General features: G+C 36.3%; 10 protein-coding genes. 3 read left to right on the top strand and 7 right to left on the bottom strand.

Features of this window, described 5'->3' with window-relative positions; genetic code table 11:
* Positions 1–100: 100 nt before the first annotated feature.
* The 6 genes from BMZ04_RS17345 to BMZ04_RS17320 all read right to left on the bottom strand — a co-directional run bounded on the left by BMZ04_RS17345 (position 101) and on the right by BMZ04_RS17320 (position 7737).
* On the bottom strand, positions 101–2005 hold the full coding sequence (locus tag BMZ04_RS17345) for an endonuclease MutS2 (RefSeq protein WP_093274452.1): 1905 nt from the start codon (positions 2003–2005) through the stop codon (positions 101–103).
* Between the two features lie 830 nt (positions 2006–2835).
* Entirely contained in the window at positions 2836–3786 is a 951-nt protein-coding gene (locus BMZ04_RS17340; RefSeq protein WP_093274449.1) for an L-lactate dehydrogenase, read from the bottom strand.
* A gap of 53 nt (positions 3787–3839) precedes the next feature.
* Positions 3840–4619, bottom strand: a complete 780-nt coding sequence (locus BMZ04_RS17335) for an ABC transporter permease (protein ID WP_093274441.1) — start codon at positions 4617–4619, stop codon at positions 3840–3842.
* A 1-nt stretch (position 4620) separates the two neighbouring features.
* Complete coding sequence (locus tag BMZ04_RS17330; protein ID WP_093274437.1) at positions 4621–5523, bottom strand: ABC transporter permease; 903 nt, start codon at positions 5521–5523, stop codon at positions 4621–4623.
* Positions 5524–5539: 16 nt separating this feature from the next.
* Positions 5540–6595 carry an ABC transporter substrate-binding protein gene (locus BMZ04_RS17325; protein ID WP_093274429.1) on the bottom strand — a complete coding sequence of 352 codons (1056 nt, stop codon included), beginning with the start codon at positions 6593–6595 and terminating at the stop codon, positions 5540–5542.
* A gap of 41 nt (positions 6596–6636) precedes the next feature.
* On the bottom strand, positions 6637–7737 hold the full coding sequence (locus BMZ04_RS17320; RefSeq protein WP_093274425.1) for an ABC transporter ATP-binding protein: 1101 nt from the start codon (positions 7735–7737) through the stop codon (positions 6637–6639).
* A 482-nt stretch (positions 7738–8219) separates the two neighbouring features.
* Between BMZ04_RS17320 and BMZ04_RS17315 the strand changes: the two genes are divergently transcribed.
* The 3 genes from BMZ04_RS17315 to BMZ04_RS17305 all read left to right on the top strand — a co-directional run bounded on the left by BMZ04_RS17315 (position 8220) and on the right by BMZ04_RS17305 (position 11786).
* Positions 8220–8957 carry an IclR family transcriptional regulator gene (locus tag BMZ04_RS17315; RefSeq protein WP_093274422.1) on the top strand — a complete coding sequence of 246 codons (738 nt, stop codon included), beginning with the start codon at positions 8220–8222 and terminating at the stop codon, positions 8955–8957.
* A gap of 207 nt (positions 8958–9164) precedes the next feature.
* Positions 9165–10346 (top strand): aminotransferase A, encoded by a 1182-nt coding sequence (locus tag BMZ04_RS17310; RefSeq protein ID WP_093274419.1) that lies wholly within the window; start codon positions 9165–9167, stop codon positions 10344–10346.
* 84 nt (positions 10347–10430) lie between these two features.
* Positions 10431–11786: an FAD-binding oxidoreductase gene (locus BMZ04_RS17305; RefSeq protein WP_093274416.1), complete on the top strand. Its 1356-nt coding sequence runs from the start codon at positions 10431–10433 to the stop codon at positions 11784–11786.
* 179 nt (positions 11787–11965) lie between these two features.
* Here BMZ04_RS17305 and BMZ04_RS17300 read toward each other — a convergent pair whose 3' ends face one another.
* Positions 11966–12676: an EcsC family protein gene (locus tag BMZ04_RS17300; RefSeq protein ID WP_093274414.1), complete on the bottom strand. Its 711-nt coding sequence runs from the start codon at positions 12674–12676 to the stop codon at positions 11966–11968.
* Positions 12677–12869 lie beyond the last annotated feature (193 nt).

Raw genomic sequence — 12869 nt, 5'->3', positions numbered from 1 at the left:
CCCTTACATTTTATTTAATAAAAGTTCCTTAATTATTCTACCCTCTAAACTATCAATTAACCCAAAATGGGCACTATTTTTACCTAAGCTTCCGGAAGTATTATTCACTGAGCCTTTTCTTCATTTCTTTGGAAACTTTTTTCAATGCCTTTTTGGAACCTCTTTCCATGTCGTGTTGGAATTTTCTTTCTTCGTAACTTACAAATAATGAATTTAAGTCATATCCTTCTGGATAAAGATCGGTTGCTCTCGCTTCCAGTTCTATTCTTTTTGCATTTACTTTTACTATTTCATTTTTATAAAGTACTAACACATTATTGAGATTGTCTTTTTTCTCATACACAATGCCAAAATCATCGTGCTCTGTTAGTTTTACTCGATCCCCTACTTCAAATGCATAAGTTATTTCCTCTTGGTTAGTGTCTAGGACTGGCTTTTTTACTCTATTGTCTCTTACACGCTCTAAGTCATAATTTTTGTTTTCTATATAATGCTGCGCTTTTTGTAGCACCTTCTCACGCAAGTTCATTTTTTTAGATATCCAAAGTGCGTTGCTATCTCCTGATTTGCCAATTAAAAGCTTAAACATTGGCTCTAATTTCTCACTGTTAAATTGCATTGCAGCATTCATGAAGTCACTATGCATTTCTGAGTAACGCTTAATCTCTCCGTAGTGAGTAGTCGCAACTGTAATACAGCCCATTTGATAAAATTCTTCTAGTATCGCGATAGCAAGCGCTGCCCCTTCATTCGGCTCTGTACCGCTACCTATTTCGTCAAAAAGAAGTAATGTGTTATTCGTTGAAGCACTCATAATTTCTGAGATGTTCTTCATATGAGATGAAAAAGTACTAAGTGAATTTTCAATGCTTTGATTGTCCCCAATATCCACAAATAGCTGATCAAAAACAGCTATTTCCGTACCTTCATCTGCCGCGATATGAAAACCTGACATGACGGCTAAAGTTAATATACCGATCGTTTTCAACACCACTGTTTTACCACCAGCATTAGGCCCTGTAATGATTAAACTACGATAATCTTTACCAATTTCAAAATCTAGTGGTACAATATTGCCGGGCAAAAGAGGATGCTTGCAATTCTTTAACTTAATATAACCATGATTATTTAACTTTGGCTCGATTCCATCCATACTTTTACTAAACTTCGCTTTTGCGAAAATCATATCATACTGAGCAATCAGTTCGATATTGATATTGATCTGTCTGATTTCCTCTAGAATACTTCCTGAAAGGGTGGCTAAAATTTGGTACTCTTCCATCGACTCCTCTACTTTTAAAGTGGCCAACTCTGCATTTAATTTAGATATTGCAGATGGCTCAATAAATACGGTAGACCCTTTTGAAGAAGCTTCGATAATCGTGCCCTCCACTTGATTTTTATAAGAAGCTTTAATCGGAATCGTAAAACGATCATCTTTTTTACTTATAAAGAATTCTTGAATAAACTCTTTGTTCGCACTACTTTTCAAAAATTTATTTAAGCGTTCTTCTATTTTTTCTTCTGTCTTAGCGACTTGATTTCGTATTCGCTTTAACTCTTTACTCGCTTCTGAATCTACTCGATTTCCTCGAATCGAGTAATTAATATTTTCTTCAATGCCTTGAAACTCCATCATTGAATAAGCATAACCATGTAAAACAGGCGCAAAAAATTCTTTATCCATCATAAACTTTTTTATTATTCTACAACCTCTTAAAAAATCAGAAATAGCTACTAATTCGGATGGACTTAGTATCATCCCCTTCTCAAGCTTCCCCATCTGATGATTTATATTTCTAATTCCTTTCAGTGGAAGATGACTTTCTGCATTTAATATATTTCTTGCCTCTGTCGTCTCGTTCAGTCTATTTTTAACAACTTTACTATTTGTGCTAGGTTGTAGCTTATCTAGTAATTCCTTCCCTAAACTACTTACACAGTGGAATTTCACCATTCTCTTTAGTTCGTTGTATTGTAACTTTTCAAATGTCATCGTATTCACGGGTGGTCCTCCTTAAATAATCAAATTCACCTTGGCGTATTTGCTTCCGCTTTACTTTGTTCAGCTCCGCAGAAAAGACAGTGCTCCTGCGCAAAGCTCGTCGCAGAAAACAGTGCGTCCAGATTCTGAATTGAGCTTAGGCCTGCGTGACGCAGGTCAGGTAGCCGTCGTCGCATAGATGTGACGTGCTTAGGCTAGTAGGGTTTTTAACCCTACTGAATGAAATTAGAAAATGCCCGCAAGAATCTCTCCTACCTTTCCGTTTTTCGACTAAACTTGAAAAATGGATAGAAAGCTCCTGCGGGCATCCGCCTTGTGGTGATCACAAGGCATTTTTATCGTCTACAAATAATAGGTAGAAAAGAAAAAGAGCATGGCAGGAAAAATCCCACCACGCTCTTCGTCTTAACATACGAATAATGTTAAACGATTATATGGAAAAGGAAGCAGTCTTTAGGTAGGTATTCACAATGTTGCTTAAACACTGTGAAACTAGGCACACTTAATGAACTGTATTAAAACCAGTTATTAAAAGCCTTATTAAACTAAATTAGTTTATACCTACAACAGACATACTTCACCATACCTTTATTTAGAATATTTATAATATATCATCTTTTTGAAATGGAGTCAATTGGAGAAAACCATTCAAAAGAATTAGATAAATGCATATTCAAATAGCGTTATTAATTCCTTGTAATCGAAAAAGACCTTTCAACAGTAAATTGTTGAAGGTCTCTTCTGGTGATTTAGCGAAATAGAAGGTTTGGACTGCCGTCTTTTGTTAATGATTTGTTTTAGTGTAATATACACTCTTTTTATATACTTGTTTAAGTGGTAAATACTTGCTCCATTGCACCCTTCAAAACATGAATGGATGATGATAATTTTTCTTTTTCATCGGTATTTAAGTCAATTTCAACAATTTCTCGTAAACCCTGCCTGTTTATAATCGCTGGCACGCCAATATAAATATCATTAAATCCGTATTCACCATCTAAGTATGCCGATACAGGCAGAATGACATTTTCATTTTTAAAAATAGCTTTTGTAAGTTTAGCTAATCCAATTCCAATTCCGTAATAAGTGGATCCCTTGCGCTCGGCAATATGATTTGCTGCATCACGAACACTTACGGCAATTTTTTCGAGATCCTCTAGAGTGTATTTACTATTAGTATCGACAATGTCCAGTACTGATTTACCGCCGATTGTTGTTGTGCTGAATGCAGCTAACTGTGAGTCACCATGCTCGCCAATTATATACCCATTAATACTTCGTGAATCTACGTTAAAATACTCCCCTAGCATAAATAGATACCTAGCTGTATCTAATAATGTGCCAGAACCAATTACTCTTTCCTTAGGTAGTCCTGAAAACTTCCATGTTGCATAAGTTATGATATCTACTGGATTTGTTGCAATAATAAAAATTCCATCAAAACCGGAATCCATAATCTTTTCAACAATGTTCTTTACTATCCTCGTATTTTTTTCAACCACAGTTAATCGTGTTTCCTCTTCACTTTGACTTACTCCAGCAGTAATACACACAATATCTGCATCTTTACAATCACTATAATCACCCTGCCAAACTTTCGTAGGGGAAGGAGAATAAAGTTTGCCATGGTTTAAATCCATAGCCTCCCCTTCTGCCTTATCACTATTCATATCAATTAATACCAGTTCTTCCGTTATAGCTTGATTAACTAAAGCATATGCGTAACTTGAACCAACAAATCCTGTTCCTATTACTGCGACTCTATTAACTTTATTAGCCATAAATATCCCCCATTAATTGTTCTAACAACATCTCGCTTTGTATATTTCGATTACTAGAATTTGTTTTTTAGACGCGCTTTCCGTGCAGAAACCAGTTCTTGTGATACAAACAATGAAATAGTTAATCCAATAAGAATCGTTGAAACTGCCGCCATCGTCGGGTCAACTTGAATGCGAAGATTTTCCCACATAGCGATAGGTAATGTTTTTGTCTTTGAACCCGCTAAAAACATGGTTACGACTACTTCATCTAAGGAAATGATAAAAGCAAATAAAGCTCCTGATAAAACTCCCGGGCGAATCAAAGGAAGAGTTACTTTAAAAAAAGCTCCTATAGGGGTTGACCCTAGTCCCAAAGCTGCCCATTCTAGATTACGATCCATTCCCTTTAAACTAGCTGTTACGGTTACAAAAACAACTGGAATAGCCAAAACTGCATGTGCCAAAATCAATCCTATAAAATTATTTGTCAAATTCAGCGGTGCAAATGAATGATAGAGGGCAACCCCGGTAATAATTACTGGAATAATCATCGGTGCCACCATTAAAGTCATAAACAGCTTTTTTCCCCAAAAGTTTAATCTAGTAACAGTAAGTGAAGCCATAATTCCTAAGATAGTCGCTAGAATTGAAGTAAACAAAGCAATGAAAAGGCTACGCAACAAACCAATTACCCATTCTTGATTATTAAAGAAACTGCCATACCATTTTAATGAGTAACCAGGCGGTGGAAATTCAAAAAAACTAGAGGAAGAAAAGGACATAGGTATAACCACCAAGATAGGTGAAATTAAGACAATGATAATAAGTCCTACTGTTATCTTAAGCCACATCTTATTCCAACTCCTTTAATACCGGGTTTTTTCCTGTCAACAAGACCGCTATAAATAACAAAATCAAGGTTGCCATAAATAGGACAAGGGCTAAAGCTGAAGCCAAATGCCAATTTAAAGTTGTATTAATATTACTTTCTATCAACATAGAGATCATTGTTGTTTTTGATCCACCCAATAAAGCCGGTGTAATGAAGTATCCTATTCCCATTACAAACACCAGCAGAGAACCGGAAAGAACGCCTGGAATAGACAATGGTAGAAAAACCTGTGTGAACGCTTTCCAAGGACGTGCTCCCATGCTTTGTGCAGCTAGAAGTAATCTTTGATCAATTCCTTCCATAACAGAGTAAAGACTCAACACCATGTATGGAAGAAGAATATGAGTCATGGCAATGACTACTCCAGTGGTATTGTAGATAAGTTCAAGTGGTTGATCGATAATCCCCATTTCCATTAGAATCATATTAATAACCCCATTTTTACGCAGTAAAATCGACCAAGCAAATGTCCGAACTAGCAAACTTATCCAAAAAGGAATTAAAACAGAGGCTAATATAATCTTTTTCCACAACTTAGATGTTGTTCTTACTAACATATAAGCTAGAGGATAAGCGACAATTAACGAAAAAAACGTAACAAGAAGGGCTATTTTTAGCGTCACCCAAAGCACTTTCAAATAAATATCGGTTGAAAAAATATGGCTAAAATACTCTAATGTAAAGCCATCTTCATTAAATAAGCTAAGTTTGAAAAAATCCATCATGGAAAAAACCATCAAAATCATAATATATCCCAATGGAATAATTAAAAGAAGCCATTGTAACCCCGAGATTCTTGCTAACCGATGGGAAAAAGATACCCGCTGAGCGAGTATCCTTGGTTCTTTTTTCACTTCAATCATACCTACACCCCCATTACTACTCTAGAAGCCACTGTTGAAAACGTTCGTTCACTTTATCATAGTTTTCAACCCACCATCCGCTATTTACGAAAACTTGTTGTTCCTGTTGGTCAGAAGATAGCCCTAAACGATTTACGGATTCCTCAGATAACAGAGGGATTGCATCAGTATTTGCTGGTCCATTATCGTATTGAGAAGAAAGACCAGCCTGTTGCTCTGGTGCAAGAGTGAATGCTATAAATTTCATTGCTAAATCTTTATTTGGTGCTCCTTTCGGTACAGCCCAGGAATTGGACATCATAAATCCTTGATTAAAATCTACTTTTACCGGTGCTCCTTGATCGGCTGCTACCGTGATACGACCACTCCAAGCACTTGTTAATGGAACTTCGTTGGTTGCAAGAAGTTCTGGTGGTTGAGCCCCAGCAGTCCACCAAACTTTTATATCGTCTTTTAGTTCATCTAGTTTTGCGAAGGCACGATCAACATCTAAAGGGTATAAATTTGCTGGGTCTACTCCGTCTGCAAGAAGCGCAGCCTCTAATGTCCACATAGGATCTTTATATAACCCACGCGGCCCAGGAAACTTTTCAGTGTCCCAAAAGTCAGCCCAATTTTTAGGTTGTTTATCTGCAGGAAAAGCTTCCGTATTATAAGCAATTACTGTTGAAAACATATTTTCTGGTACTCCATAATCGTGCACAAGCTCTTTCGGTAGACCCTCCGTACTAATCACGTTAAAGTCTAACTTTTCAAGAAGGCCTTCCTCTCCACCACGAATAGCAAAGTCGTTACCAACGCTGACAACATCCCATTCAACATTTCCACTTTGTACCATAGCCTTTAATTTACCAATATCAGGTGGGGTTACGACAGTAACTTTGACGCCATGTTCCTTTTCAAATGGTTCAAACGAAACTTTCTTATGAACTTCCGTATATGGACCTCCCCAATCTACAACAACTAGTTCTTTATTTTTTTTATCCGTATCGCCACTAGCTTCTCCACCACAACCTGCAACGATAAGTGCCACTAGCAATGCAACAAAGAATAATCCCAATTTTTTTGGCATATAACTTCCCACTCTTTCTCTAGTTTATATTTTGTTAATAGTCATATAGGTGTTTCATCAGGAATTAAACACGCATCCTTACTATTCCAACCTAAGAGAATCTCCTCACCTTTTACAATCAATTCAGACATGTGTGCAGGAATTTTCGCCATGATTTCTTCTCCCGTATCCATTTTTGTCTTGATATTTATTGCTTCTCCTACATAAATGGTTTCTAATACTTTAACTCGAATCGTATTGTGGAACTGGGTTTGATCTCTGGCAATCTGAATATTCTCTGGACGAAGACCAATAAGCATTGACTTATTCTTCATTTCTTCCGCAACGTCTTTGTTAATTTCTATATTAACTCTCATGCCCTCATTAACCTTAACCATCGCATTTCCATCCGTTACGCTTACAACCTGCCCTTTTATCAAGTTTATTTCACCGATAAATTCTGCAACAAAGCGATTTTTAGGTTGTTTATATAGCATTTCAGGACTATCAACCTGTTCAATTCTTCCTTTATTCATAACGCAAATTTTATCAGACATCGTTAATGCTTCTTCTTGGTCATGCGTTACACTCACTGTAGTAATACCAACATGTTCTTGAATTTGCTTTATCTCTAACTGCATCTGCTTTCGTAATTGCTTATCCAGCGCGCCAAGTGGTTCGTCCAATAATAGCAGTGGTGGATTGAAAACAATTGCTCTGGCCAAAGCTACTCGTTGTTGCTGTCCTCCACTAAGCTGCTCTGGATATCTCTGTGCATATTCTTCGAGATGAATAAGTTTAAGAATACTTTCCACTTTCTGTTTCACTTCTTCCTTCGTCATTTTACGGAGAGAAAGCGGATAAGCAATATTATCAAAAACAGTCATATGTGGAAAAAGAGCGTAATTTTGAAATAACATGCCTATTTGTCGTTCATAAGGCTTTTTGTTAGAAATATCTTGATGGTTCAACATAATAGATCCATTGCTTAATTGTTCAAATCCGGCTATTAACTTTAGTAAGGAGGTTTTTCCTGATCCGCTTGGTCCCAATATAGTAAGAAATTCTCCTTGATTAACAGTTAAATTAACATCATCAACTGCTTTAAATTTCTTATAGTATTTTGTCGCATTAACAACCGATAAACTGTTGCCTAATGTCATACATGTACCTCCAATCTTAGTAAAAAAAATTTAGTCAAATTAATTGGATTGTTATTAACTCTAATTCTATTAATATGTCACACTCCTACATTACTTAACTAATCAAATATCTATCATTCTTGTGTATCTAAAAATTTATCTAGCCCGTAATTTTGTTACATGATGAATTACTGCATTTTACCGAACATATCGACCCCAAAATTACTTTCCCCTAATTTTCCCTATCACCCTTTCCACCTAGTGAAATTTAATTCTTGCTAGTGGGAACTGTTTCTAATATAATTAAAAATAAATTTATTGTCAATTCATTTTATTTTGAATTTTTAGTTAATATAAGTAAAGTTAATATTTGCTTGTCTGGCGCAACAAGAAAAAAGCACCATATACATAAGTAGAGTAATAGGTTATTATGACTACATTTTTAACTAATTCTTATCTATTATTCTAAATTTTATATCATTTAAAGAAAGGCAGGTATTTAAATGCAAACTATAGATCGGGCGCTTAAAATAATTCAAGTATTAATCAATCATGATCCGAACAGATTTTTCTCTATCACGGAAATAGCTAAAGAATGTGACCTTCCTACTAGTTCCATACATCGTATCCTGAATGCAATGATTAAACATGAAATGATTCAACAAGACCCACAACACAAGCAGTATGGACTCGGTACCTTATGGCTTGAATATGGCCTTACTGTTTACGACACGCTAGATTATGTCAGTTTGTTACGACCAGAATTGGAAAATTTAATGCGAACCGTCGATGCAACGGTGTATTTGAGTAAACCTATTGGCAAAGAATCTATTATTATCGAACGAATCGACTGTGTAAATCAAACAATACGTACACATGACAAATTAGGAAAAAGAACACCATTACATATTGGTGTCGCTAATTTGACCATGCTTGCACATATGCCATCAGATTATATAGAAAAATTAGTAATAGAAGTAATTGAGGAACCTGAGAGAACAGCTTTCAATGAGCTTTTAGACAAAATAAGAATGGATGGCTATGAAGTAAATCATGAGGAACGGGGGGATGGAATTATTACTATAGCTACACCAATACTTAATAATTCTGGAGGCGTCGTCGGTGCTGTTAGTATCAAATTGAATATTTCCACCTTACCAGATGATAAATTGAAAAGAATAATAGAGGAGGTGGTAAGTACAGGGAATAAAATTTCGTGGAAGATGAGCTATCAAAACTAAGAACAAAAGCGCAAGCGCCTGTCTTTGCCCCCGAGGGGCAACGTTCTTCTGCGACGAGCTTTGCGCAGGAGCAAGGCGCTGGAGTCTGGACGGGATTCACTTGTAGGAAGTTATCCACTGTCTTAGTTTTTATCATTTCCTAAGCAATAAGAAAAATACGGGATTCTACTTAAACATAAATTTCACTTCAGAAGGGATAAAACAAAAATGATTAATCTACTTAATAAAAATGTAAAAGAAATCGAATTATCAGGAATACGGAAAATTTCCAACAAGATTGATCGTTCACCAGATATTATAAACCTTACATTCGGGCAACCGAATTTTCCAACACCTGAATATATTAAAGCAGCGGGTCTTAAAGCAATTGAAGAAAATAAAACTGCTTACACAGAGACTGCTGGTTTATTTGAATTGCGTCAAGCAGCATGTGATTACGTTCAAAATCTTTACGGTTTATCGTATGATCCTGAAGATGAAGTAATTATTACAACTGGAGCGAGCGAGGCTTTAGATATAGCTTTCCGCACAATCCTTGATGAAGGATCGGAAGTAATCTTACCTGCACCTGTCTATCCCGGATATGATCCACTCATTAAACTATGTAATGCCGTTTCTGTGTTTGTTGACACGACTGATAATGATTTTAAATTATCGGCCTCTTTAATTGAGAAGAATATAACAGACAAAACCCGCTGTGTTGTATTGCCTTACCCGAATAATCCATTAGGCTCTATTTTAACTCGAGAAGAAGTACTTGAGATTGGTAAATTACTAGAGGATAAAAAAATATTCATTTTGGCTGATGAAATTTATAGTGAGTTAGTTTTCGATGAAGAACATTTTTCAATAGGATCAATTCCAAGTTTGAAAGATAAAACAATCATTATTAATGGTCTTTCAAAATCTCATTCCATGACTGGATGGCGGATTGGTTTTGCTTTCGCCCCATCTTATTTGATAGACCAGTTTTATAAAGTACATTCCTTTAACTCTGTTTGTGCAAGCACTATCAGTCAATATGCTGCAGTTGAAGCATTGAAACAAGGTACTCATACAGAAGAAGTAACTGCAATGAAAAAAGAATACAGAATTAGAAAAGATTATGCCTATAATCGACTGAAAGGAATGGGTTTAAAGGTCGTTGAACCAAAAGGCGCATTCTACATTTTTCCTTCTATTAAAGAAACTGGTTTAACATCAGAAGATTTTGCAATGAAACTACTTGATCAAGAAAAGGTGGCCGTCATACCTGGTAATGCATTTTCAGACTTTGGGGAAGGGTTTATCCGAATTTCATTTGCTCAATCCATGGAGGAATTGGAAAAAGGACTAGATGGAATCGAACGTTTTTTGACTTCCGTTAAGGCACTGAATCTATTAACATAAACTTTTAGCTTCTAATATTAGAAAGAATAATATATTTTTAGAGCTTTTTATTTAGAAATAAAAATAATTAGAGGGTGTTTTAGTATGTTTATACACAGACTCAAAGAGCGTCTCGGAAATGAAAAAGTTAGCCAACATGAAAACGAATTGTACCGTCATAGCCATGATGAATCGTTTCATAAACCAGTAGAGCCAGATGTCGTTTGCTTTCCGACGGGACGAAAAGACGTTGAAATGATTATGGAAGTAGCACGTGAGAGTGATGTTCCTATAACACCGTTTGGTGCAGGGTCTGGATTAGAAGGACAAGCTATTCCAATCAATAAAGGTATTTCTATTAACTTCGAAAATATGAATAACGTTGTTAACTTTTCACCAGACGATTTAATGATTACCGTTCAGCCAGGAATTACACGGTTACAATTAAATAAATTTGTAAACCGACACGGTTTGATGTTTCCAATTGACCCAGGCGCAGATGCAACAATTGGCGGGATGGTGGCTACCAATGCTAGTGGTACGACAGCAGTTCGATACGGTTCTATGAGGGATCAGCTGCTCGATTTAGAAGTTGTTCTAGCTAATGGGACAGTGATTCATACAGGTTCACTTGCTAAAAAGTCGTCTTCTGGCTACCATTTAAATGGCCTATTTGCTGGATCGGAAGGTACATTAGGCATCATTACTGAAATTACATTACGACTTCATGGTATTCCAGAGCATACTATTGCTGCAAGATGCACATTTCACACACCAAAAGAATGTGCAGAAGCGGCTAAAATAATATTACAAAGTGGGATTCCAGTGATGCGTATGGAGCTTGTAGATGCAGATAGTATTTCACAAGTGAATGCCTATGGAGGTTATAACCTTCCAGTTTCACACTCCCTGTTTTTTGAATTTGCAGGCATGATGACCTCTGTTGAAGAAGAGGCAAGGATTGTTGAGCAATTAATGCGCGAGCTTGATTGTGAAAACTGGGATGTCGCAAGCAGTTCTAAAGAGCGGATGGAGCTTTGGAAAGCACGTCATGAAATGGCCTATGCGTACCAACATGTAAAAGGAATGGCCAATACAGGAGCAGATGTGTGTGTTCCAATATCAAGACTGCCAGAACTTATTGTATATGCGCGTGAATTGATTGATGAAAGTGGATTGACTGGTGGGGTATTAGGTCATGTCGGCGATGGGAACTTCCATACGATTGTCCTTTATGACCCGAAAGTGGAGGGTGAATTAGAAAAAGCAGAGTATACGAATGAAGCGCTCGCAATAAGAGCAATAGAATTTGGTGGAACATGTACAGGTGAACATGGTGTCGGGCTTGGTAAGAAGAAATTCCAAGAAAGAGAACATGGTGAAGCTCTTTTCATTATGAAACAATTGAAACAAATGCTTGATCCCCAAGGATTATTAAATCCGGGAAAAATATTTTTTTAAAATTTAAGTTTGTAAAGTTCGCTTTCTTTATATAGGCAACTTCCAAAAGGATATATATAACATGCAGTTTCCACAACGGATATAGGTTTGCGGAACTGCATATTTTTTGTAGATTTTAAGAAATTCTTACTAAAGACAATATAGCAATTTTAGCTTTTTAAGCACTTCACACCTTATTTTCATTTCCTCAATAAGCGTAATCTGTACGAATTCATTGCTGTTTCTCCGAGCTGGTCAAGCAGTTTATAATTGGCAAATGCTCCAACAACGGCTCCGATACCAGGTAGTAACTGAAACATTTTTACTAAATCAATATGATCCCTATATTCCTGTTGAAATTCCCGCCAGTCCATGTCGGCAATTTCATGTTTTTGTTGTTCCCAGTTTTCAACGATAAATAATGCATCTTTTCGTTTTTCCTCACTTGAAAAAGCTAAGAGGAAAATATGCAAAAGGAAAAGTCGTTCTTCATAATCGTCCGTATCGAACCCATAAATAGCGGCAGCTTCAAAAAGAAATTTCATTTTTATCGATAATAGTAATGGAAAATCAGCAAGTCCAAGTAATATACCCCCTGCCCCGGTTCCAGCGCCTTCTACAACGGCTGTTTTTCTGAAGGTAGAGAGTTTTTCTTTTAGTAGCTTGTCTTTCTCATAGAGACTAAGTTCTATCGATAACCGTTTTTTAGTTGTAATATTTGAACCTACAAGCGTTGCTTTCACCATGTTCTTAATACTTTCTGTCATCACTTGATGAAATTTTTCCGGAATAAGACCGTTAATCTTCGTTTGTACAGTCTTGGATGTACGACTTATAAGGCCGGATTTCTTTGTTATTCTGTGCTTCCAAAAGTCAAGTTCTTGCTCTACTTCTTTTATATAATCAACCATATGTCCCCTCCTTTCCCACACTATCTTTTTACTTTCTAGTATAGACTATCAGAAATTTAATTAAATGGACTTTAGTAGTGCTGCAAATACATCTAAAGCCGTAGTGGAATATATTAAAGAGCAATAGTTGTTTATAGTATTGTACTCTTTAGGTCAAACTTATATAATAGTCAAAGAGGTAGTATTTAATTTT

The sequence above is a fragment of the Psychrobacillus sp. OK032 genome, from assembly GCF_900111345.1.
Lineage (GTDB): Bacteria > Bacillota > Bacilli > Bacillales_A > Planococcaceae > Psychrobacillus.
Note: the sequence above shows the minus strand (reverse complement) of the source record. Positions and strands in the feature narration are given on the sequence as shown.